This window comes from Streptococcus sp. 2018037, from assembly GCF_019754195.1.
GTDB classification, from domain to species: Bacteria; Bacillota; Bacilli; order Lactobacillales; family Streptococcaceae; genus Streptococcus; species Streptococcus hashimotonensis.
The window spans coordinates 16,756-40,217 of record NZ_JAIJZQ010000010.1; the positions used below are offsets into that span (position 1 = coordinate 16,756).

At 41.1% G+C, this 23,462-nt stretch carries 19 protein-coding genes; 18 read left to right on the forward strand and 1 reads right to left on the reverse strand.

Going from position 1 to position 23,462, the window contains the following annotated elements; genetic code table 11:
* Positions 1-76 precede the first annotated feature (76 nt).
* From K5Q29_RS05300 to glgP, 8 genes are all read left to right on the forward strand, one after another.
* Positions 77-1,729, forward strand: a complete 1,653-nt coding sequence (locus tag K5Q29_RS05300; protein ID WP_105139113.1) for an SWIM zinc finger domain-containing protein — start codon at positions 77-79, stop codon at positions 1,727-1,729.
* A 3-nt stretch (positions 1,730-1,732) separates the two neighbouring features.
* Entirely contained in the window at positions 1,733-2,173 is a 441-nt protein-coding gene (locus tag K5Q29_RS05305) for a UPF0158 family protein (RefSeq protein ID WP_105139114.1), read from the forward strand.
* 60 nt (positions 2,174-2,233) lie between these two features.
* Positions 2,234-2,962 (forward strand): MerR family transcriptional regulator, encoded by a 729-nt coding sequence (locus K5Q29_RS05310; RefSeq protein WP_221877041.1) that lies wholly within the window; start codon positions 2,234-2,236, stop codon positions 2,960-2,962.
* Positions 2,963-3,020: 58 nt separating this feature from the next.
* A complete protein-coding gene (locus K5Q29_RS10695) occupies positions 3,021-4,634 on the forward strand; it encodes a P-loop NTPase fold protein (RefSeq protein WP_239514778.1) in 1,614 nt (537 codons plus the stop codon).
* On the forward strand, positions 4,631-5,041 hold the full coding sequence (locus K5Q29_RS05320) for a peptide deformylase (RefSeq protein ID WP_105139116.1): 411 nt from the start codon (positions 4,631-4,633) through the stop codon (positions 5,039-5,041). The genes K5Q29_RS10695 and K5Q29_RS05320 overlap by 4 nt, the downstream gene beginning before the upstream one ends.
* 412 nt (positions 5,042-5,453) lie before the next feature.
* Positions 5,454-7,553 carry an AAA family ATPase gene (locus K5Q29_RS05325; protein WP_105139117.1) on the forward strand — a complete coding sequence of 700 codons (2,100 nt, stop codon included), beginning with the start codon at positions 5,454-5,456 and terminating at the stop codon, positions 7,551-7,553.
* 182 nt (positions 7,554-7,735) lie between these two features.
* Entirely contained in the window at positions 7,736-9,244 is a 1,509-nt protein-coding gene (gene malQ, locus K5Q29_RS05330; protein ID WP_024384099.1) for a 4-alpha-glucanotransferase, read from the forward strand.
* Entirely contained in the window at positions 9,237-11,501 is a 2,265-nt protein-coding gene (glgP, locus tag K5Q29_RS05335; RefSeq protein ID WP_105139118.1) for a glycogen/starch/alpha-glucan family phosphorylase, read from the forward strand. Before malQ ends, glgP begins: the two co-directional genes overlap by 8 nt.
* A 229-nt stretch (positions 11,502-11,730) precedes the next feature.
* Here the strand turns inward: glgP and K5Q29_RS05340 are convergent, their stop codons facing one another.
* Positions 11,731-12,438, reverse strand: coding sequence for a UTRA domain-containing protein (locus K5Q29_RS05340; protein WP_105139119.1), 708 nt, complete (start codon positions 12,436-12,438; stop codon positions 11,731-11,733).
* Positions 12,439-12,637: 199 nt separating this feature from the next.
* On the opposite strand from K5Q29_RS05340, the gene K5Q29_RS05345 reads away from it, so the two are divergent.
* From K5Q29_RS05345 to K5Q29_RS05390, 10 genes are all read left to right on the forward strand, one after another.
* Positions 12,638-13,429: an endonuclease/exonuclease/phosphatase family protein gene (locus K5Q29_RS05345; protein ID WP_105139120.1), complete on the forward strand. Its 792-nt coding sequence runs from the start codon at positions 12,638-12,640 to the stop codon at positions 13,427-13,429.
* A gap of 33 nt (positions 13,430-13,462) precedes the next feature.
* Positions 13,463-15,631, forward strand: a complete 2,169-nt coding sequence (locus K5Q29_RS05350) for a PTS transporter subunit IIBC (RefSeq protein ID WP_221877042.1) — start codon at positions 13,463-13,465, stop codon at positions 15,629-15,631.
* A 109-nt stretch (positions 15,632-15,740) separates the two neighbouring features.
* Positions 15,741-16,457, forward strand: a complete 717-nt coding sequence (locus K5Q29_RS05355) for a YebC/PmpR family DNA-binding transcriptional regulator (RefSeq protein ID WP_105139122.1) — start codon at positions 15,741-15,743, stop codon at positions 16,455-16,457.
* Between the two features lie 361 nt (positions 16,458-16,818).
* Positions 16,819-17,667 (forward strand): S-adenosyl-l-methionine hydroxide adenosyltransferase family protein, encoded by an 849-nt coding sequence (locus K5Q29_RS05360; RefSeq protein ID WP_105139123.1) that lies wholly within the window; start codon positions 16,819-16,821, stop codon positions 17,665-17,667.
* Positions 17,668-17,687: 20 nt separating this feature from the next.
* A complete protein-coding gene (locus K5Q29_RS05365) occupies positions 17,688-18,233 on the forward strand; it encodes an ECF-type riboflavin transporter substrate-binding protein (RefSeq protein WP_105139124.1) in 546 nt (181 codons plus the stop codon).
* Positions 18,234-18,339: 106 nt separating this feature from the next.
* Entirely contained in the window at positions 18,340-19,260 is a 921-nt protein-coding gene (locus tag K5Q29_RS05370) for a hypothetical protein (protein ID WP_105139125.1), read from the forward strand.
* Positions 19,261-19,470: 210 nt separating this feature from the next.
* On the forward strand, positions 19,471-20,454 hold the full coding sequence (locus K5Q29_RS05375) for a rhodanese-related sulfurtransferase (RefSeq protein ID WP_105139126.1): 984 nt from the start codon (positions 19,471-19,473) through the stop codon (positions 20,452-20,454).
* Between the two features lie 119 nt (positions 20,455-20,573).
* Positions 20,574-20,726, forward strand: coding sequence for a hypothetical protein (locus K5Q29_RS05380; RefSeq protein WP_228380465.1), 153 nt, complete (start codon positions 20,574-20,576; stop codon positions 20,724-20,726).
* A 117-nt stretch (positions 20,727-20,843) separates the two neighbouring features.
* Entirely contained in the window at positions 20,844-22,517 is a 1,674-nt protein-coding gene (locus K5Q29_RS05385) for an ABC transporter ATP-binding protein (protein WP_105139127.1), read from the forward strand.
* Complete coding sequence (locus tag K5Q29_RS05390; protein ID WP_105139128.1) at positions 22,514-23,347, forward strand: energy-coupling factor transporter transmembrane protein EcfT; 834 nt, start codon at positions 22,514-22,516, stop codon at positions 23,345-23,347. Before K5Q29_RS05385 ends, K5Q29_RS05390 begins: the two co-directional genes overlap by 4 nt.
* The last annotated feature ends 115 nt before the right edge of the window (positions 23,348-23,462 follow it).

Here is a 23,462-nt window from a genome sequence, read left to right on the forward strand (position 1 = left end):
AAGTTTTTGTAGGTGACTTGAAAACGTTCCTATTTTTTTTGTATAATTTAAGTAGCAAAATCAAAGGACATAAATCATGGAAAATTGGATGGACTATTTTAAGCCTCACATTGTAGATAGGGGTTGCAGTTTGTTTTTAGATGATGCTGTTCAAGGGCTTGAAGAGACAGGTGAGGGCTACTATGCCCTTGTCTCTGGTAGTCAAGTCTATCAGGTAGAGATTGACTTGGAGCATGGTCAGCTGGTCAGTATGTGGTGTGAGTGTCCCCATGCTCAGGAGATGAACCACTGCAAGCACATGGCCGCAGTCTTGTTTGCCATTTCTGAGTTGGAGGGTCAGCCAGCTGTTGATAGGAAGGGACAGTCACTTGCCCAGCTCCTGTATAAACTGACAGTTGAGCAGCTACGGGATTTTCTTCTTGAATTGGCTCAAGAAGATAGGGAACTGGCCAATCGAATTCAGCTGCGTTTCTCTGCCCAGTTAACTTCACAGCAAGTGGAAAATGTGAAAAAGGAAATCAGAGACCTGGGGCTTCCTTTTGAGGACAGGCGTACGGGCTATATCGAGTATAGGCAGGCTAGGGATTACGAGCGGGCCGTGGAAAAGGCCATACATCAGTATCTCCAGCCCTTGCTGGATAGGTGTGAGTATGAGAGTTTCTTGGCTGTATCAGATGCCTTCTATCATCAGATTTGCCAGCAGGAGTTGGATGATTCCAATGGAACGATTGGTAGTCTGCTGTATAGACTTGCTGGCTACTGGCAGCATTTATTGACTGTAGCTCCGGATAAGATTATCCAAGAATTACTCGACTGGTGTTTAGGACAGCTAAGTGGCTATGAGGTTGCAGAGGATTTTCTCATGGAATTTGTGGAAATGGAGTTTCAAGAAGAAGCCTTCCTTGAGCAGAAATTGACCTATTTTCAAGCGGTCTTGCAGGCGATAGAAGAAGGAGACAAGTCCTCTTGGTCATGGAAGTTCCGTCGTGATCGCATTGCCTTGCTATGCTACAGGTTGTTGGTCCAATTGGGTTCTAGTGAGGCAGACTTGCTGACCTTCCAGGCTAATCATTGGGAGGTGGCTGGACTTCGTAAACTGGCTATTACCCAGGCTGTAGCAAATCAGCAGCTAGATTGGGCAGTTCACCTCTTACAGGAGAGTAAGCGATTGGATGCCCAGTATAGGGGACTGGTGTCGGATTACAGCCAGCAACTACGGGACATATATCGTTCTCAGGGGCGGGATGACAATGTTAGAGACGAACTGCTGGAGATGATTTTTTCAGTTGGGGATACTGATTTGGGGCTGATAGAGGAGTTACGGGACTATGTTTCTAGGGAAGAATGGCAGAGCTACTTAGATGATTTGCTGGAGGAACGTCGTTTCCAGTCACAGCAGTTGAAGTTGTTGCAATTGGCAGACCGACCGCAGGAATTATTGGATCGCATTACAGCAAGTTACTGGGTCTTAGAAAATTTGGACCGGTTCGAGGACTACTTATCAGAGAAACTGCCTGAGCAATTACGAGATACCTACGCCCAAGCTGTCAGTCAGCAGATGGAGGCGGCTAGTAGTCGAAGTCGCTATCGTCAGTTGGCAGGGTATTTGGTAACAATTGCAGGTTTACCTGATGGAAAAGTAGTGAGTGAAAGTCTTCGCACCTCGTGGAAAGTCCAGTATCCGCGACGCAAAGCCATGATAGAGGAATTAGATGCAGTGAGGTGGTAGGATATGGCAGTTTGGTTTCGAGATGTGGTCGATGCATTGCAGATGTTGAATCAAGATGACAGGTACTATTATGATAGTCACCTGGATGAATTAGTCTACCTGTCTGTTGAGGACTTTAGATTTGAATCCCGTGATGGTTTAGAAGAAGAGATTGAGGAGGATGTGATGGGACGGTTTGTACGGTTGCCTACCTATTATGACTTCAATCCCTACACATTCATGGAGCGTTATGTTTATCATTTGCCTGATGGTGACTTGTCTGACCACCTATCTCGAGCCATTCGAGGTCGCGGTGCTTTTAGGTGTTTTAAGAGTGAGCTAGAGAGATTTGGTCGCTTGGAAGACTGGTATGCCTTTAAAGCCCAATGCTACGAAGAACTTGTACTGGACTGGTGTCAGGAAAATGAGATTGCTATTGTGGATAATCGGTTGAAGAAAATCTAATATTTCTCTTGACTCTGACCTTACGTTATCCCTTATACTGGTCATAGAGAGGAGGTTTCTATGAACGAAAAATGGACGGTAAAGCAGGTTAGTCAGCTGACGGGAGTGACAGTGAGGACCTTATACCACTATGACCAGATTGGTTTACTCAAACCAGCCTTTGTGGCTGAAAATGGTTATCGCTACTATGATCAGGAGAATTTGGCTCGTCTGCAAGAAATTCTATTATTTCGAGAATTGGATTTTCCTCTCAAAGATATTCAGCAGCTTCTGGATGTGACGGAAGTCAATCGTCAGCAGGTCTTGCGGGACCATATCAGCCTTTTAGAGCTCAAAAGGGAACGGTTGGACCGTATCATCAATCACGCCAGATTGCTCACAGAAAAAGGAGGAGAAGTCATGGATTTTCACGCATTTGCCAGCGGTCAACTAGAGGCCTACAAGGCAGAAGCTAAGGAACGTTGGGGACAGACTGCAGCCTATGCCGAGTTTGAAGAGTGGTACGATGCCAGCAAAGACCGAGTGTTTGCCCAAGAGATGCAGGCGATTTTTGAAGTTTTTGGAAAAATGCAGAGCTTGGAAGCCGATCATCCAGATGTGCAGGCTCAGGTAGCCAACTTGCAGGCCTATATCACGGAAAATTTCTACACCTGTACAAAGGAAATCTTACGAAACCTAGGTCTTATGTATGTGGAAGATGAACGTTTTTCAGTCAATATCGACCGAGCAGGTGGACCAGGAACAGCAGCCTTTGTCAGTCAGGCTATAGCGGTTTATTGTCGAGAATAATCGAAAGAAGTCTAGTGAGAACTAGGCTTTTTTGGTATACTAAACTGAGGAGGAAGTTATGAAGGAAAAAATATATAAGAAGTTAAAAGAACTCGCCACAAAGCCTGTACGGCGAATTGATTGGAGCGGAGAGAGATGGTTTGTCCGAAGATATAAGCAAGTTTTGGCTTTGGGGTGGATTGCCTATTTTCTTTTGCGAGAAGAGTTGGTGAAAGAAATTCTCAGACCTGTTAGTAGCTATTTAATGAATTTTTCCTGTATACAGTGGTTTTATGCGAATAGACTGGCTTTTTTATTAGTCTTCACCTTTCTACTTTTCCTTATGAAGAGTATTTTTTCCATTTTGCGACGGTATAACTTTATCCGCTATTCTTTGTTAGATGAAGATGCATATCCTGAATATGACTTTCATTTTCAAGAGGATCTGGTTTCTTTTTTGAATCGAAAGGAAGAGCGGGGAAGGAATATCTTTTGGCTGAATGGTGCGTGGGGGAGTGGGAAGACCCACTTTATTCGGACGTTCTTTGAAAATCAACTCTACAAACCGCGTGAGATTTACTATATCTCCTGTTTTGGTATTCGGACCAGGGAACAGGCGGAGAAGGTACTGATTGATGAGATTGAGCAACATTCAACCTTTGGGAGTTTAGACCACATTCCAGTTATCAGCAGTCTTGTAAAATGGTCTTATAAAATTCTGGGTCTAGACTTGATGAAAAAATATTCTCTTGTTATTTTCGATGATTTGGAACGTGTTACTTATAGTGAAAAGAAAGGAGATAGCCAGGAAGAATACACGGATAGTCCTGAGGATTATAACGATCTTCTTGGTTTTATAGACCACCTTGCTAACCACCGCAATCAAAAAGTACTTGTCTTGATGAATAAGGAAGATATGGGGAATACTTATCAAAAGATTGTTGAAGAGAAGTTTAAACCTAATATACAAGAATTACCTAATTTGAATGCATTAGTCGAAAAAATTATAGAAGAAAAACAATTATCTTCGGATTTATCAGATATTATACAAGCTCTGTATAAGTTTGTGGTCTTTAAAATAAAGGGATACAACTTACGTGAATTAGCTAGGGATCTGGAAATTTTTTCTAAGGGAGAAAGTCGCAGCACCTCTATTGTTAATTTATTGAATGCTAAAAGAGGAATATTTGAAGATGTATTTGATAGCAGCTTAGCTGAGTATAGTTTTAATTTTCACTATGGAATTTTACTTATTGTTGCTCCTAGAAATCAGCTACTAATCGAATTATCTAAAACATTATGGATGAGTGGGATAGGAGAGTTTCGTAGTCTATGGTGGGATGGTCCTAAGGGATTTACAATAGGAAAACAAACCGGTTTTTTATATGGGGACAGGAGAAAGTATTTATCGAAATATACAGATGAGATAGTGGAAATACACTATGATGTAGAGAATAATCAAATACAATCTAATTATTTTATAAGAGATTTTGACTGGAAAGAATTTTTAGAGGATAACGAGTTGAGAATAGGTGATTTTCCACCTAACTTGATAATAGAAAATGAAACACTAGGAAGCTATGTGAAAAAAGATCCAGATTCCTATCTAAAGGAAATGGCTAGAAGAGGAAAATTTGCAACAGACTGGGAAGCTTATTTTGTTTCCCAAACAAACGAAGGAGCCACCCCATGATTCAACCCATTATGAAAGACATTTTCTTCCTGCAGCAGAAGTCTGAGCCGGCGACTCAGCTAGATGTGCAGGTCGGTCAGGATTTGCAGGACACTTTAGCAGCCAATGCTCACGCTTGTGTGGGCATGGCGGCCAACATGATTGGCGTCAAAAAGCGGATTATCATCGTCAACGTGGGTTTTACCAACCTGGTCATGTACAATCCCGTCCTCATCAGCAAGGCCAAGCCTTATAAGACTGAGGAGGGTTGTCTGTCGCTGGAAGGTACCCGCCCGACGACACGCTATCAGGAGATTGAAGTGGAGTTTTTTGATGCTTCATGGAAAAGGCAGAGCCTAAAGCTGACAGACTTCCAAGCTCAGATTGTTCAGCATGAACTGGATCATTTGGAGGGGATTATCATCTAGTTGCTATCAAATCTACCGTCAGGTAGATTTTTTTTAGTCATTTGAATTAACTTTGATACATCGTCACTTTCGCCATGCCATACTTTAGTATAGCCTGCGCCTCATTTCCTTGTCTGAAAGCTAATTCATTCGACTATAAAAAGTCAAAAAAGGTCAAACAAAACTATTGACTTTTACTGACTAATGGTGTAGAATAAGATTCGTAAGGTAAAGGACCTTACGAATTCTTTGAACAAAAGGTCAGTTTAGGTCAAACGAGAAGGGTTTGACTTACTCTTGGGCCTATTGGTCAGTAAAAGACAAACTTCTAAGGAGGTTATATGAAAGACAGGATTATACCCTATTAGCTATTTTTTTAAAACAAAGGTCAGTAAAAGTCAAAAACAAGTGAATTATAAAAGAGGTAAAAACTATGAACAACAATTTCAATAATTTTAACAATATGGACGATATTTTCAATCAACTCATGGGCAATATGGGAGGCTACAGTACAGAACGTCGCCGTTATTCTATCAATGGGCGTGAAGTGACACCGGAGGAATTTGCCATTTACCGTCAGACAGGTCGCCTGCCACAGACAGAGGAAGTGGCTCAAGCACAGACCAAAGGTCAGATAAAGTCAGACGGAATTCTGGCAAAACTGGGTCGCAACCTGACCCAAGATGCCCGCGACGGCAAGCTGGATCCAGTCATCGGACGTAACAAGGAAATCCAAGAAACATCTGAAATTTTGGCACGTCGGACTAAGAATAATCCTGTTCTGGTCGGTGATGCGGGTGTTGGTAAAACTGCGGTAGTAGAAGGTTTGGCTCAAGCCATTGTCAACGGAGATGTGCCAGCAGCCATTAAGAATAAGGAAATTATCTCCATCGATATTTCAGGCTTGGAAGCTGGGACTCAGTACCGTGGAGCTTTTGAGGAAAATGTGCAGAATCTTGTGGATGAAGTCAAAAAAGCTGGAAATATCATTCTCTTCTTTGATGAAATTCATCAGATTTTGGGAGCTGGCAGCACTGGTGGAGACTCAGGTTCCAAGGGCTTAGCAGATATTCTCAAACCAGCTCTTTCCCGTGGGGAGTTGACCGTTATTGGTGCGACTACACAGGACGAATACCGCAATACTATTCACAAGAATGCTGCTCTGGCTCGTCGTTTCAACGAAGTCAAGGTCAATGCTCCGTCCGCAGAAGATACCTACCAGATTTTGAAAGGTATCAAGTCGCTTTATGAAGCCCACCACAATATTGAATTGCCAGATGAGGTCTTGAGAGCTGCGGTTGATTATTCCGTGCAATATATTCCACAACGTAGCTTGCCTGATAAGGCCATTGACCTGGTCGATGTGACCGCTGCTCACTTGGCTGCACAACATCCTGTGACAGATATTCAGACCTTAGAAGCAGAAATGGCTGAGGCAAAACAGTTGCAGTTGGAAGCGGCTGAGAAAGAGGATTATGAAAAAGCCTTGAATGAAAAGGTCCGTATTGATAAGCTCCAAAAACAGATTGATAATCATACGGAGCAACAGAAAGTGGTAGCGACTGTTAATGATGTAGCTCAGGCAGTTGAGCGAATGACAGGGATTCCAGTTTCTCAAATGGGAGCTTCTGATATTGAACGACTCAAGGAATTGAAAAATCGTCTGGCAGCTAACGTTATCGGTCAAGACGATGCGGTGGAAGCTGTATCTCGTGCCATTCGTCGGAATCGTGCAGGTTTTGATGACGGAAACCGCCCGATTGGCTCCTTCCTCTTTGTCGGTCCGACAGGTGTGGGTAAGACAGAGTTGGCAAAACAGTTAGCGCTTGACTTGTTTGGTAACAAGGATGCCATTATTCGTTTGGATATGTCTGAATACAGCGATCGGACAGCCGTTTCCAAATTAATCGGTACCACAGCTGGTTATGTTGGATATGATGACAATTCCCATACTCTTACCGAGCGTGTCCGCCGCAATCCTTACTCCATTGTCCTCTTGGATGAGATTGAAAAAGCAGATTCACAAGTGATTACCCTCCTTTTGCAAGTGCTAGATGATGGGCATTTGACTGATGGACAGGGCAACCAAGTTAACTTTAAAAATACCCTTGTCATCGCGACTTCAAATGCTGGTTTTGGTTATGGAATGGCAGAAGGTGAAGAAAATCAAGACATCATGGACCGCATCGCACCATTCTTCCGTCCGGAGTTCCTCAACCGTTTCAACGCAGTTATCGAATTCAAACACTTGGGCAAAGAAGACCTCAAGGCTATCGTAGATTTGATGTTGGCCCAGGTCAATAAGACCCTGGCTAAAAAAGGTATTCAGTTAGAAGTGACCGAGGCTGCCAAAGAGTTCTTGATGGAAGAAGGTTATGACCAGGCCATGGGAGCTCGTCCTCTGCGCCGTGTCATTGAAAATCAGATTCGAGACAAGGTAACAGATTACTATTTGGATCATGTTGATGTCAAATATCTGGAAGCGGATGTGGTTGATGGAAGCATCCAAATAAAAGAGCAAAGCTTTGCTTAAAAATAGTGAAGAATTCGAAAAATCAGATAGAAATATCTGATTTTTTCTTTTTTGTTATTCGCTAACAAATGCTATAAAATAGGGTTTCTAGAGCACATTAAAACTTTTTTCATAAAATCCTTGACAAGTGCAAACGTTTGCGTTAAACTATATTCGTAACCGACAGAAAGGAAAACGTTTTTATGACAAATCGTACCAGTGGAATTTTGATGCATATTACCTCACTTCCAGGTAAGTTTGGTATTGGTACTTTTGGACAGTCTGCCTATGATTTTGTAGATTTCTTGGTGGAAACCAAGCAAACCTACTGGCAGATTTTACCACTAACAACTACAAGCTATGGAGATTCTCCTTACCAGTCTTTCTCTGCTATTGCAGGAAATACACACTTGATAGACTTTGACCTCTTGGTTGAAGATGGCTTATTGGCAACAGAAGATTTCCAAGATGTAAATTTTGGAGATAATCCTGAAAAAGTAGACTATGCTCTTATCTATCAAGTTCGCCGACCAATTTTGGAGAAGGCAGTTCAAGCATTTTTACAAGATGATAAGAAGAAAGCTGCTTTTCTAGAGTTTGAAAAGGCTAACTCATCTTGGTTGACAGATTATGCGGAGTTCATGGCTATCAAGGAATACTTTGGTAATAAAGCTCTCCAAGAATGGGATGATAAAAAAGTTGTAGCTCGCAACGAGGAAGCACTTGATAAATACCGCTTAGAATTGGCAAATCAAATCGACTACTACAAAGTCACCCAGTATTTCTTCTTCAGCCAATGGAAACAATTGAAAGAATATGCCAACAAACACCACATCAAAATCATCGGAGACATGCCAATCTATGTTTCTGCTGATAGCGTTGAAGTGTGGACAAAACCCCAACTATTCAAATTAGACAGTGAACGCAAGCCGCTTTATGTAGCAGGTGTACCAGCTGATAACTTCTCGGCAGATGGTCAATTATGGGGAAATCCTATTTACGATTGGCCAGAACATGAAAAAACAGGCTATAACTGGTGGATTTATCGTATCCATGAAAGTTTCAAACTTTATGATGTCCTTCGGATTGACCATTTCAAAGGTTTCTCAGACTTTTGGCAAGTTGATGGTAAGGCAGAGGTGGCAAAAGTTGGAACTTGGGAACCAGGTCCTGGCTACAATCTCTTCAAGGCTGTCAAAGAAACACTTGGAGACCTTCCAATCATTGCAGAAGACCTTGGAAACATTGACGCTAAAGCTCGCAAATTGCTTGCAGATTGTGGCTATCCAGGCATGAAAATCTTAGAATTTGGTTTCTTTGATGTAACAGGTAAGAGCATTGATGCTCCACACCGTTGCATTCCAAATTCAGTTGCCTACACTGGAACTCACGATAATGAGGTTGTCAACGGCTGGTACAACAATCTTGATCCAGAACAACAAGAATACGTGGACGCCTACAGCAACCGTAAGCCGATTGAAAAAGTTAGCCAAGCTATGCTCCGTATGCTGTTTGCAACAGTGAGTGATACAGCTATTGCAACCATGCAAGACGTCCTAGATTTGGGTGAAGAAAGTCGAATGAATATGCCGTCAACTATCGGTGGAAACTGGGAATGGCGCATGAAAGCTGAAGACTTGACCCAAGAACGCAAAGACTTCTTGACAAAAATGACATTACTATACCAACGAGGAAATGAAAACCATGACTAAATTTACAACATTTGCAGAAACAAACACTTCGAAAAAATTAGCTGATTTGACAAATGAAGAAATCTATCTTCAATTGTTAAACTACGTAAAAGAAGCTGCAGCTACAAAACCAAAAAACACAGGAAAACGTAAAGTTTACTATATCTCAGCTGAGTTCCTTATCGGTAAACTCTTGTCAAACAACTTGATCAACTTGGGTGTTTACAAAGACGTTCAAGCAGAATTGGCAGCAGCTGGTAAATCATTGGCTCAAGTTGAAGACGTTGAACCAGAACCATCACTTGGTAACGGTGGTTTGGGACGTCTGGCTTCATGTTTCGTTGATTCTATGTCAACACTTGCTATCAACGGTGAAGGTGTTGGTCTGAACTACCACTGTGGTCTTTTCCGCCAAGTATTTAAGAAAAATGAGCAAGAAGCAGAGCCAAACTTATGGATTGAAAATGATTCTTGGTTGATTCCAACAACTATCAGCTATGATGTTCCATTCAAAAACTTCACTTTGAAATCAAAATTGGATCGTCTTGATATTCTTGGCTATAAAAAAGAGACTAAGAACTACCTCAATTTGTTTGACATTGAGTCAGTAAACTATGACTTGATTACAGACGGTATTTCATTTGACAAGACTGATATTAAAGAAAACTTGACACTCTTCTTGTACCCAGATGATTCTGATAAGAATGGTGAATTGCTCCGTATCTACCAACAATACTTCATGGTATCAAATGCTGCTCAACTTTTGATTGATGAAGCAATTGAGCGCGGTTCAAACTTGCATGACTTGGCTGACTACGCTTATGTGCAAATCAACGATACTCACCCATCAATGGTGATTCCTGAGTTGATCCGTCTTTTAACTGAAAAACATGGTATTGAATTTGCGGAAGCAGTTGCCATTGTTAAGAATATGACTGGTTACACAAACCACACTATCTTGGCGGAAGCGCTTGAAAAATGGCCACTTGAATTCCTTGAAGAAGTGGTGCCGCACTTGGTTGATATTATCAAAGAATTGGATGCCCTTATTCGTGCAGAAATTAAAGACCCAGCAGTCCAAATCATTGATGAATCAGGTCGTGTACACATGGCTCACATGGATATCCACTTCTCTAACTCAGTGAACGGTGTAGCTGCGCTTCACACAGAAATCCTCAAAAACTCTGAATTGAAAGCTTTCTACGAGCTTTACCCAGAAAAATTCAACAATAAAACAAACGGTATCACTTTCCGCCGTTGGTTGGAATTTGCCAACCAAGACCTCGCTGACTACATCAAAGAATTGATTGGCGATGAATACTTGACAGATGCTACTAAACTTGAAAAATTGCTTGCCTTTGCTGATGACAAGGAAGTTCATGCTAAGTTGGCTGAAATCAAGTTCAACAATAAGTTGGCTCTCAAACGTTACCTTAAAGACAACAAAGGTATCGAGCTGGATGAAAATTCTATTATTGATACACAAATCAAACGTTTCCACGAGTACAAACGCCAACAAATGAATGCCTTGTATGTTATCCATAAATACCTTGAAATCAAGAATGGAAACCTTCCGAAACGTAAAATCACTGTTATCTTCGGTGGTAAAGCGGCACCCGCCTACATCATTGCACAAGATATCATTCACTTGATTCTTTGCTTGTCTGAGTTGATCAACAATGACCCAGAAGTAAATAAATACCTCAATGTTCACTTGGTAGAAAACTACAATGTAACCGTTGCTGAAAAACTCATCCCTGCAACAGATATTTCTGAGCAAATCTCATTGGCTTCTAAAGAAGCGTCAGGTACTGGTAACATGAAATTCATGCTCAACGGTGCTTTGACACTTGGTACTATGGACGGTGCCAACGTTGAGATTGCAGAGTTGGCTGGCATGGACAACATCTATACATTTGGTAAAGATTCAGATACCATTATCGACTTGTACGACAAGGCTGGTTACGTATCTGCGGACTACTACAATGGTGATGCCAACATCAAACGTGCGGTTGACTTTATCGTTAGCGATGAGGTAAAAGCACTTGGTAACGAAGAACGCCTTGGCCGTCTGCACCATGAATTGATCTCTAAAGACTGGTTCATGACCTTGATTGACTTAGCTGAATACATCGAAGTAAAAGAACAAGTCTTTGCAGATTACGAAGATCAAGATTCATGGAACAAGAAAGTTGTTCATAACATTGCTAAAGCTGGATTCTTCTCTTCAGACCGTACTATTGAACAGTACAACCAAGACATCTGGCACAGTAACTAATTGAATTCCAACAATTAGTAGGAAAGTTGATTGAACCACTCCAAAACTTATCAGATCAATTCTTCCTATATGTTGAAGAATAAAAAACTATCAGTTTTTACCATTATTGGTGCTCTCCTTAGTATATAAATGCAAAGAATGTCTCTGCAAAAAAGCGGAGACATTCTTTTTATAACTATAAAATTCTAGAAGTTTTGTATACTTGGTCGAAAAAATCGAAAGTTTCCTTTTACCGTTTCGCCATAGAAACAAAGCTAACTTTGTCTGGACGGTAGCTAATGGTTCCATACTGGAAAGCTTGACCATTTGAAAGATAGGTGATACTAGTGACCACGACGACCATGTCATAGTCTCCTAAGTCCATCAATTGTTTTTCTTCTTCGTTTGCAAAACGGAAGGAGATTTCACGTCTGGAATGAGAAATTGTTAAATGGAGTTCTTCTTCTAAGTAGCGGTAAATAGAGCTTTCGGCAATTTCTTTGCTGAGATAAGGGACGACCCTACGGTCGAAATAGGAAATGTCATATTCCAACCGCTCACCATCAATTGTCCGTACCCGACTCACTCGATAGAAATCTACCTTATCATCAACTTCGAAAGTTGACATTAAATCTTCTTGACCTTGAATAATATAAAGCGAAGTAAGCTGGGTCTGAATTTGGTGCTGTGATCTTTTGTTCAATTCGCCCGCTGTTTTAATTTCAGAAAGATACTGGTCCTTCATTAGACCATGTTCGATAATAATAGAAGATTTCCCCTGTTTCTTTTGAATATAACCATCCATTTCAAGAAGAGATAGTGCTTTGCGAATGGTGTCCTTGGAGTAGGAATACACTTCCATTAATTCATTTTCTGTCGGTAGGGCCTGTCCAGTTGACCAAACCTGCTCTTCGATTTTTTTCTTAATATCTTGATAAACTTTTTTATACTTACTCATAGTTTCCTGTCTTTCTACCCATTAGTGTATCATAAAAGAGCCAGAAAGGGGCAATACATCTATTTTATTTAGTAGAACACACAACTTTTACGTAAAAGTTTAAAATATTACGGAAAAGTTATTGACTAATGCAAACGTTTACGTTATACTATATCTATAAAAAGAAAACGGTTACGCATTTTCAGAGAGAGGGGGAGCAATGAAATTACTAACAATTAATGTCCATGCCTGGTTAGAAGAAAGGCAGGATGAAAAACTAGATGTTTTAGCCCAAACAATAGCTGACAAGGCTTATGATGTCATCGCTCTTCAAGAAGTCAATCAGCTCATAACTGCTGATTTGGTAACGAAAGACTTGAAGGCGGATAATTATGGCTTGATTTTATTAGAAAAATTAAGAGCCTTGGGACAATTTGACTATTCATATTATTGGAGCAACTCACATATCGGCTACGATAAGTACGAAGAAGGGATTGCCTTTCTTACCAAGTTGCCAGTTTATGAAGTGGATCCATTTTATTGTAGTCAGAATAAATCTGTTGATTCCATCCTATCACGAAAAATTATGGGCTTGACGGTCTTCTATCAAGACCAGTTGATTGACCTGTATTCTTGTCACATCAATCTTCCGGGGAGTGAAGAGGAAGACCAGCTTGATAACATTCGTACGATTGTGGAACGGACTGGCAATAGACGTTTTAAGATTCTCATGGGAGATTTTAATACCGATGCCTTCTCAGATCGAGAGGCATATGAAGCGATTACAGAGCTTGGACTTTATGATTCATACAATCTAGCGATGGAAAAAGACCAGGGGATTACGGTTGAAAAGGCTATCGATGGCTGGGCTGGTCACAGTCAGGAAAAACGATTGGATTACATTTTCTTAAATCAGAAAAAGGAAGTTTTATCCAGCTTAGTGATTTTCAATGGAGAGAATCGTCCGATTATTTCAGACCATTTTGGTGTGGAAGTTGAAATTAATGTATAAAATGGCACAGAGCCAAAAAATAAAGGAGAAAAAATGAAAAAATTTCTTAGTTTCGAATTTTGGCAAAAATTCGGTAAGTGTTTAATGGTCGTGATTGCAGTTATGCCTGCAGCAGGTCTTATGGTTTCTATCGGAAACTCTATTCCGTTAATCAGCCCAGAATCAGAACTCTTGATTCGTATTGGGAATATTATCGCCCAAATCGGTTGGGGGATTATTGGAAACCTTCACTTGCTCTTTGCCTTGGCTATCGGTGGTAGCTGGGCTAAGGAAAAAGCTGGCGGTGCTTTCTCGGCAGGTCTTGCTTTTATCTTGATTAACTTGATTACAGGTCACTTCTTTGGTGTGACGACTGACATGCTTGCAGATGCAGCGGCAACCGTAACCACTGTTTTTGGAACAGAGATTCCAGTTTCAGGCTACTTCGTCAATATCTTGGGTCAACCTGCTTTGAACATGGGTGTCTTCGTTGGTATCATCGCTGGTTTTGTAGGGGCAACAACCTATAACAAATACTACAATTACCGCAAATTACCTGATGTTTTGACCTTCTTTAACGGTAAACGCTTCGTACCATTTGTGGTTATCTATCGCTCAGTTCTTGTAGCGCTAGGATTAGCTATCTTTTGGCCGGTTGTTCAAACAGGAATCAACAGCTTTGGTAAATGGATTGCAAGCTCACAGGATACAGCACCAATTCTTGCACCTTTTGTTTATGGTACCTTGGAACGTTTGCTTCTTCCATTTGGTTTGCACCACATGTTGACCATTCCAATGAACTATACTTCACTTGGTGGTACCTATGAGATCTTGACAGGTGCACAAGCAGGTACACAAGTATTTGGACAAGATCCACTCTGGTTGGCTTGGATTACAGACTTGATCAACCTCAAAGACACTGGTGATATGGCTCAGTACAATGACCTTCTTGCAAACATTACTCCAGCCCGTTTCAAAGTTGGTCAAATGATTGGTTCATCAGGGATTTTGATGGGATTGACTTACGCTATGTACCGCAATGTGGATGAAGATAAAAAACATAAGTACAAAGGTATGTTTATTTCTTCAGCACTTGCCGTCTTCTTGACAGGTGTAACAGAACCAATTGAGTTTATGTTCATGTTTGCAGCAATGCCACTCTATGTCGTTTATGCTTTTGTACAAGGTGCGGCTTTTGCCATGGCTGACGTTGTCAACTTGCGTATGCACTCATTTGGTAATATCGAATTCCTTACACGTACACCGATGGCGATTAAAGCTGGTATCGGCATGGATGTTATTAACTTTATCTGGGTAACAGCCCTCTTTGCGGTTGGTATGTCCTTCATTGCCAACTTTATGATTAAGAAATTCAACCTAGCAACAGCTGGACGCAATGGCAACTATGATACAGAAACAACGGATGTGGTTTCAAACTCAAACGTAGATACTGCGGATGCCAATTCACAAGTAGTTCAAATCATCAACTTGCTTGGTGGTCGTGATAATATCGCAGATGTGGATGCTTGTATGACTCGCCTTCGCGTTAGTGTTAAAGATGTGGCACAGGTTGGAGATGAAAATGCTTGGAAACAGGCTGGTGCTATGGGCTTGATTATCAAAGACTCAGGTGTTCAAGCAGTCTATGGCCCAAAAGCAGATGTTCTCAAATCAGACATTCAAGACTTGCTAGAATCAGGCGTTGCTATTCCTCGTACGGAAATTGTTGCGACAGAAGAAGTTGCTCCTGAGACTCAGTTCAAAGGTGTGACGGAGACAGTTTACTCTGTTACTGAAGGGCAAGCCATTGTCATCACAGAAGTAAAAGACCCAGTCTTCTCACAAAAAATGATGGGCGACGGTTATGCAGTTGAACCTAGCTCCGGCAATGTCTACGCACCAGTTTCAGGTATTGTAACTAGTGTCTTCCCAACCAAACACGCTGTCGGTATTTTGTCTGACAAGGGTGTAGAAGTCTTGGTGCACGTCGGCCTAGATACGGTTGCGCTAAACGGTGCTCCATTCTCAGCTAAGGTAACAGATGGCCAACGCGTTGAAGCAGGTGACTTGCTCCTTGTTGCAGACCTTGAAGCTATTCGCTCAGCAGGACGTGAAACAACCATCGTCGTTGCCTTCACAAACACAGCAGAAATCAAATCTGTCAGCCTTGAAAATCTTGGACAGGTCAGTCAAGATAGCCAAGTTGCGACAGTTGAGTTGTAAAAAGTAAAAGACAAGTTCATCAGAGCTTGTCTTTTGCCTTTAAAAATCTTCTCAATCCTTTCCATTTATGGTATAATAAAGCGATTTTATAAAATGTAGGAGGTTCCCCATGGGACGTAAATGGGCCAATATTGTAGCCAAGAAAACCGCAAAAGACGGTGCTAACTCAAAAGTTTACGCCAAATTTGGTGTTGAAATCTATGTAGCAGCGAAAAAGGGTGACCCAGATCCAGAAACAAACTCAGCGCTGAAATTCGTTATCGACCGTGCTAAGCAAGCGCAGGTTCCAAAACACATCATTGATAAAGCCATTGACAAGGCAAAAGGAAACACGGACGAAACCTTCGTGGAAGGTCGTTACGAAGGCTTTGGACCAAATGGTTCTATGATTATCGTTGATACCTTGACATCAAACGTAAACCGTACCGCAGCCAATGTTCGCTCTGCCTTTGGTAAAAACGGTGGAAACATGGGTGCATCTGGTTCAGTATCATTCATGTTTGATAAAAAAGGTGTGGTTGTATTTGCAGGTGATGATGCGGATGACATCTTCGAATTGCTCCTTGAAGCAGATGTCGAAGTCGATGATGTAGAAGCAGAAGACGGTACAATCACTGTCTACACAGCCCCAACTGATTTGCACAAGGCAATCGTGGCACTTAAAGAATCAGGAATCCAAGAGTTCAACGTCACTGAACTTGAAATGATCCCGCAATCAGAAGTATCACTTGAAGGCGATGACCTCGCAACATTTGAAAAACTCTACGACGCCCTCGAAGACGACGAAGACGTCCAAAAAATCTACACGAATGTAGATGGCTTCTAATAAAAATGACTGTCCGGGGGACAGTCATTTTTATTAGAAGGTTGGAAATAGAAATCGTCGGCAGACGATTCTCATTGCACGTAGGATGTCCTAAAAGGTTGGAGATTGGAACTGCTGCTAGGCAGTTTTCTTTGTATTCAATTGCTCAAAGACGATAGTTGGTTGGAACTAGAGAGTGGAGGATTTTATCTTAAGTTCGAAGAAGGTACGATGGGAAAATTTGCGGAGTTTTCGGTGGCTGATAGTAGAGTGCTTGACAGATGAGGTATAAGGAAAAACTATAGCCAGGCTTTGGAAATATCTATTTGAATGGTCACGGGTTTTCTGTTATCATAGAACGGTAATAAGATTAGGAGAATGTATGTCAAATAATTTACTTGTTTTACAATCAGATTTTGGTTTAGTTGATGGTGCAGTTTCAGCGATGATTGGTGTTGCTCTCCAAGAATCGAGAGATTTAGTTGTTCACCATCTAACTCATGATATTACTCCGTACAATATCTTTGAGGGTTCATATCGCCTCTTTCAAACGGTCGAATACTGGCCGGAGGGGACAACATTTGTTTCGGTTGTTGACCCAGGAGTTGGTTCAAAACGTAAGAGTGTAGTGGCTTTGACCGAACAAAATCACTATATTGTAACGCCAGATAATGGGACGCTATCCTTCATCAAAAAATATGTGGGGATAAAGGCGGTTCGAGAAATTTCAGAGGTGGCCAATCGCCGTGCCAATACAGAACATTCGTACACCTTCCATGGTCGAGATGTTTATGCCTATACGGGAGCTAAATTGGCTTCTGGACACATTAGCTTTGAAGAAGTTGGTCCAGAATTAAGCGTGGATAAGATTGTGGAAATTCCAACAGTCCCAACGGAAGTTGGTTCAGATTATGTAAAAGGTGCAATTGATATTCTAGATGTTCGATTCGGCTCGCTTTGGACCTCGATTACGAGGGAAGAATTTTACACCTTGCAACCGCAGTTTGAAGATCGCTTTGAAGTGACCATATACAATAACGACATGCTTGTGTATCAAAACCAAGTAACCTATGGCAAGTCCTTTGCGGATGTACGTATCGGACATCCATTGATTTATATCAATTCCCTCTATCGTGTAGGTGTTGCGATTAATCAGGGCTCATTTGCCAAGGCTTACAATGTCGGTGTAGGTCAAAACTGGCATATTGAAATCAAACGTATTAGTAATTAAAGAAATTTTAGGAGATAGTTATGAAAAATAATTCAATCAAAACAGTCGTTGCTACTGGTATCGGCGCAGCCCTCTTTGTGGTTATTGGTCATTTAATCAATATCCCAACCTTTGTCCCAAATACTTCTATCCAGCTTCAATACGCTGTTCAATCGCTATTGGCAGTTGTATTTGGTCCTGTGGTTGGCTTCTTGGTCGGTTTCATTGGTCACACGCTTAAGGATTCGTTGACTTACGGTCCATGGTGGTCATGGATTTTGGCATCAGGGGTCTTTGGTTTGGTTGTTGGTCTTACCAAAAAACGTCTGCGTATTCAAGAAGGGATTTTTGAAGGGAAAGATATTCTTTTCTTTAACCTTGTTCAGATTGCGGCGAATGTGCTTGCTTGGGGAGTCATTGCCCCAGTTTTAGATATTCTTATCTACAGTGAGGCGGCGAATAAGGTCTTTGCACAGGGACTTGTAGCAGGTATTACAAACAGTATTACAGTTGCTATTGCAGGGACACTCCTTTTGGCTGTTTACGCAAAATCTCAAACGAAGACAGGTAGCTTGTCTAAAGATTAAGTTTTTATTTTCCCTAGAAAAAATTCTAGGGTTTTTCAATACAAAAAAATACATATATGATATAATAATATAAAACAAACGAAAACATGTGTTCAAGGGGAGAAGTATGGTCTGGACAGAAGAAAAGTTGGGACCGATTATTCATTCTATACTCAATCCTGACGAGGAAGTTTTAAGTCTTTATCAATCGAAAACGACGAAATCAATTTATGGATGCATTCTTTGGAATAGTTATTATTATAAGGTTTTCCGAGTTAGTAACCACTCATCACAATCTACATATAAACAGCCAACTTTTTATGATTTCCATGGCGAATTTTATATGAAGGGAGCGATTCGGACCTACCTTTACCACACGAACAGTTGGTATGAACTTAGTAAACAAGGCTACTACCTTCTTCTCTTTTTTCAAAAGTTATGGGATGAAAAGCAAGAGGTGGAGGCGAGTTGGCAAAATGGTAGGATGCAGATTCGCTTAGTGGTTGAAGAAGAGGGGTGGCAAGTCCATTACCGTTTTCCAGATCATCAGGCAAGGGAGGTTGAACGCCTATTGGCCTCAGGCATGCTGGTGGCCATTCGCCCCTCCAGAAATTTTATCAAGATACGGACGAGTCGTTTTGTTGCACCGTATATAGCTCTAATCAAACAGCGTCAACTTTATCGAAAAAAGCCGAGTAAAGCTATGCTCCAGTGGGAAAAATATCAAAGTCAACTTATTGAAATCCAAAGGACCTATCGGCTAGTGGAGGAAAGTGCTCCGCAAACTTTTTTTGGACACTGGTTGAAGAAGGTCCAACTCTATCTCTGCTCTGCCATTGCCAGCTATTGGGAAGAAGTTATTAAAGGAGTGGAGTGGCAGGAGGCAAGAGCAATCAAAGAGCAAAGGAAAATCGAGAAGCCACATAATCCTATTGAAGATAAATGGAAGGAAAATATTGCTAGACGCCATAAGCGAAAAGTGGACCAACTTATCGGACATGATACCTTGGAAAAACTCCGACAGCTGAAAACAGAATTAGACGACTAAGAAGTTATAGCGAACCTTCAATAAATGCGGTAGCATGTCATCCATGTTACCGTATTTTTTACATATAAGCACTGAAGCTGCGAATAGAGGTTCTAAATTTTCAGTTCAGATTTTTGTCTTTTGAGGGGCTAAACGATATAATCGTAAGGTATCATTTATTAGAAATGACAGAGTTTTATCATCTATTGCAAAGATTGAGAAGGAGAAATCATGTCAAAAGATATTCGTGTATTACTTTATTATAAATATGTCCCAATTGAAAATGCGGAAGACTATGCCGCTGAGCATCTAGCTTTCTGTAAGTCTATCGGACTCAAAGGACGTATTTTGATTGCTGATGAGGGAATCAACGGTACTGTTTCTGGTGACTATGAAACAACTCAAAAGTACATGGACTACGTTCATGCAAACCCATTGTTCAGCGATTTGTGGTTTAAGATTGATGAAGAAAATGAGCAAGCTTTCAAGAAAATGTTTGTTCGTTATAAAAAAGAAATTGTTCACCTTGGTTTGGAAGACAATGACTTTGACAACGATATTGACCCACTTGTAACAACAGGTGCCTACTTGTCACCAAAAGAGTTCAAAGAAGCTCTCTTGGACGAAGATACAGTTGTTTTGGATACACGTAATGACTACGAGTACGACCTTGGGCATTTCCGTGGTGCTATCCGTCCAGACATCCGCAACTTCCGTGAATTGCCACAATGGGTCCGTGATAACAAAGAGAAATTCATGGACAAGCGCGTAGTTGTTTACTGTACTGGTGGTGTTCGCTGTGAGAAATTCTCAGGCTGGATGGTTCGTGAAGGCTACAAGGATGTCGGCCAGCTCCACGGTGGTATCGCAACCTATGGTAAAGACCCAGAAGTTCGTGGCGAATTGTGGGATGGTAAGATGTACGTCTTTGACGAGCGTATCGCGGTCGATGTTAACCATGTTAACCCAGTTGTCGTTGGTAAGGACTGGTTCGATGGCACACCATGTGAGCGCTATGTCAACTGTGGCAATCCATTCTGTAACCGTCGTATTTTGACATCAGAAGAGAATGAGCACAAGTATGTTCGTGGCTGTTCAGCTGAATGCCGTGTTCATGAGCGCAACCGTTACATTTCTGAAAACGGCTTGACTCGTCAAGAATGGGCAGAACGCTTGGAAGCGATTGGGGAAACTCTGACTCCAGCAAATGCTTAGTAATACCAAAATTGCATTGAAAAATCAGTGCAATTTTTTTGTGCAATCAGAATTCTTTATATTTTTTCAGTCCATTCTATACGAAGCCTATCAATTAGAAAAGAGAAGGAGATGAAGTCTTGATTTCGCTTAATGTGGCGAGTAGGGAAGAAGTGGATAGACTTATCGAGCGTGTTGAAGCAAATGGTGGACCAATTGCAGATCGCTCGACAGATGCCACGGCTTTTATGGAGCAAGTTTTACGGACCTTGATGGGCATCATTTTAATGTGATTGTGAGGTAAGAAGGTAGAATTCATCTGCTCTAGAATCATGGATGAAGGAATTTGAAAAGGGAGAAACTGATGATTCTTCCTTTTTTTCAGAGTCAATTTACGCTATAATAGTCCTATGAAAAAAATCATTGAGTTTAAAGATTTTACATTTAGATACCAAGCGCAACAGGAACCCACTTTAAAAGACATTCAGTTAACGATTTATCAGGGAGAGAAAGTTCTGATTATTGGCCCATCTGGTTCAGGAAAGTCGACGATTGGACAATGTCTTAATGGTATTATTCCCAATATTTACAAGGGAGAACATAGTGGAAGTTTACTATTGGATGGTCAGGAAGCTTTTAATCTTTCGGTTTATGATAAGTCCTTGCTCGTATCAACGGTTCTTCAAGACACAGATGGTCAATTCATAGGCTTATCAGTTGCCGAGGACCTAGCTTTCGCCTTGGAAAACGACATGGAAAGCCAGGGGGTGATGAAGCAAAAAGTAGGGGATTGGGCAGAAAGACTGTCTTTGACCGATTTGCTGGCACATCGACCACAAGATTTATCTGGAGGTCAAAAGCAACGTGTCAGTTTGGGCGGAGTTCTTATTGATGAGAGTCCTATTTTGTTGTTTGATGAGCCACTTGCTAATTTAGATCCCAAATCGGGCCAAGATACGATTGATTTGATTGACCGTCTGCACAAGCAAGAAGGGACCACAACCATTATTATCGAACACCGTTTAGAGGACGTACTGTATCGTCAGGTGGACCGAGTTGTATTGATTAATGATGGTCGGATTTTGTTCAATGGAGGACCTGATGATTTATTGCGTACCTCATTGTTACAGGAAAACGGCATCCGTGAACCCTTATATCTATCGACTCTTCGCGCCTTAGGGTATCCGATTGCGCAGTCAGAACACCTCTCCTCAGTTTGGGAAATTGATATTGAGGCTTTGAATATAGCATCCCTACCGACTCTACACTTTGAAAATGGAGAGAAAGAGGCTTTGTTAGAAGTCAAGCATCTTCATTTTTCCTATCCTAACAAACAAGTTCTTACAGACATTCAACTGACGATTCATAAGGGGGAACGTCTAGCTATTGTTGGAAAAAATGGTGCTGGGAAATCTACTTTAGCCAAGGTGCTTTGTGGTTTTATTCAGGGTGAGGGTGAGATTCTCTGGAAGGGGCAGTCAATCAAAGAAGATTCTGTTAAAGAGCGAGCAGAACGGATTGGTTATGTTCTTCAGAATCCCAACCAAATGATTAGCCAAACGATGATCTTTGATGAGGTTGCTCTTGGTTTGCGCATGCGAGGGGTGACAGAAGAAGAAATCAAACACCGAGTTCACCATATTTTGAAAGTATGTGGCCTGTATCCGTTTCGTAATTGGCCGATTTCGGCACTTTCGTATGGGCAGAAAAAACGGGTAACGATAGCATCTATCTTGGTTCTCAATCCAGAAATTATTTTGCTAGATGAGCCAACAGCAGGACAAGATCAACGACATTATCGGGAAATGATGGAGTTTTTGGACCAATTAAATGCTCAAGGGCACACCATTGTCATGATTACCCATGACATGCAACTCATGCTAGATTATTCAGATAGAGCTGTTGTTGTGGTGGATGGGCAGATTATTGAAGATGCCAGTCCAGCAGAAATTTTATCTGATGATACGGTGATTGAGCGAGCCAATTTAAAAGAAACATCAATTTTTCACTTGGCGGAGAGGTTGGGAGTTAATCCCTTAGAATTAACGACGTTTTATATGCAGGAAGAAAGGAGAGGAAGATGAGTCAACAAAAACTAATTGGTTACCATCCAGGAACTGGCTTTATTCATAGTTTATCGGCTGTCAGTAAATTACTCTTTTTTCTCATAGTTTCCATTCTTGCTATGATTACTTATGATACCCGCTTGATTCTTTTTATCGCAGTATTTTCTCTAGCCTTGTTCAAAATGTCAGGGATTCGTTATAAAGAAATCTCTCTTGTTTTAATACTGACGATCATTTTTGCTGCAATGAATGCCCTGATGGTTCACTTGTTTGCACCACGGTATGGAGTGGAACTTTACGGAGCAGATACTCCCTTGCTATCAGGTCTGGGAGTTTATTCCTTGACGAGTCAGCAAGCATTTTATCTGGTAAATCTTCTCTTGAAGTATTTTTGTACAGTTCCTTTAGCGATTATCTTTCTCATGACAACTCATCCTAGCCAGTTTGCTTCCAGCTTGAATCAAATTGGGGTATCCTACAAAGTTGCTTACGCAGTCAGTTTGACCATGCGCTATATTCCAGATATTCAAGAAGAGTTTTATACGATTCGAATGTCTCAAGAAGCGCGTGGTTTGGAATTGTCTAGGAGAGGAAAATTGATGGATCGTATAAAAGGGAATCTATCCCTTGTCATTCCTCTGATTTTCAGCTCCTTGGAGAGGATTGATACGATTTCAACGGCTATGGAATTGCGGCGTTTTGGAAAGAATAAAAAAAGAACATGGTATACCCAACAGCCTCTACAGAGAATAGATTACGCTGTCTTGCTATTTATTCTTGCTCTAGTAGTCGTGACAATCTATCTATTTTTTGTTAATCAGGGTCGATTCTATAATCCGTGGCGATGATTATTGAGTTTATTGGGCCGATCAACCCTTTATCGTTGACATATAGGAAATATACTGTTACAGTAGGGAGTGTAAATAAGTTTAGAGTTTAAGTATCAGTTTCATCTTTTGTTTT

Bases quoted from the DNA above. Each gene is read 5' to 3' on its own strand.
- K5Q29_RS05300 (WP_105139113.1), top strand. From the start codon at position 77: ATGGAAAATTGGATGGACTATTTTAAGCCTCACATTGTAGATAGGGGT.
- K5Q29_RS05305 (WP_105139114.1), top strand. From the start codon at position 1,733: ATGGCAGTTTGGTTTCGAGATGTGGTCGATGCATTGCAGATGTTGAAT.
- K5Q29_RS05310 (WP_221877041.1), top strand. From the start codon at position 2,234: ATGAACGAAAAATGGACGGTAAAGCAGGTTAGTCAGCTGACGGGAGTG.
- K5Q29_RS10695 (WP_239514778.1), top strand. From the start codon at position 3,021: ATGAAGGAAAAAATATATAAGAAGTTAAAAGAACTCGCCACAAAGCCT.
- K5Q29_RS05320 (WP_105139116.1), top strand. From the start codon at position 4,631: ATGATTCAACCCATTATGAAAGACATTTTCTTCCTGCAGCAGAAGTCT.
- K5Q29_RS05325 (WP_105139117.1), top strand. From the start codon at position 5,454: ATGAACAACAATTTCAATAATTTTAACAATATGGACGATATTTTCAAT.
- malQ (WP_024384099.1), top strand. From the start codon at position 7,736: ATGACAAATCGTACCAGTGGAATTTTGATGCATATTACCTCACTTCCA.
- glgP (WP_105139118.1), top strand. From the start codon at position 9,237: ATGACTAAATTTACAACATTTGCAGAAACAAACACTTCGAAAAAATTA.
- K5Q29_RS05340 (WP_105139119.1), bottom strand. From the start codon at position 12,438: ATGAGTAAGTATAAAAAAGTTTATCAAGATATTAAGAAAAAAATCGAA.
- K5Q29_RS05345 (WP_105139120.1), top strand. From the start codon at position 12,638: ATGAAATTACTAACAATTAATGTCCATGCCTGGTTAGAAGAAAGGCAG.
- K5Q29_RS05350 (WP_221877042.1), top strand. From the start codon at position 13,463: ATGAAAAAATTTCTTAGTTTCGAATTTTGGCAAAAATTCGGTAAGTGT.
- K5Q29_RS05355 (WP_105139122.1), top strand. From the start codon at position 15,741: ATGGGACGTAAATGGGCCAATATTGTAGCCAAGAAAACCGCAAAAGAC.
- K5Q29_RS05360 (WP_105139123.1), top strand. From the start codon at position 16,819: ATGTCAAATAATTTACTTGTTTTACAATCAGATTTTGGTTTAGTTGAT.
- K5Q29_RS05365 (WP_105139124.1), top strand. From the start codon at position 17,688: ATGAAAAATAATTCAATCAAAACAGTCGTTGCTACTGGTATCGGCGCA.
- K5Q29_RS05370 (WP_105139125.1), top strand. From the start codon at position 18,340: ATGGTCTGGACAGAAGAAAAGTTGGGACCGATTATTCATTCTATACTC.
- K5Q29_RS05375 (WP_105139126.1), top strand. From the start codon at position 19,471: ATGTCAAAAGATATTCGTGTATTACTTTATTATAAATATGTCCCAATT.
- K5Q29_RS05385 (WP_105139127.1), top strand. From the start codon at position 20,844: ATGAAAAAAATCATTGAGTTTAAAGATTTTACATTTAGATACCAAGCG.
- K5Q29_RS05390 (WP_105139128.1), top strand. From the start codon at position 22,514: ATGAGTCAACAAAAACTAATTGGTTACCATCCAGGAACTGGCTTTATT.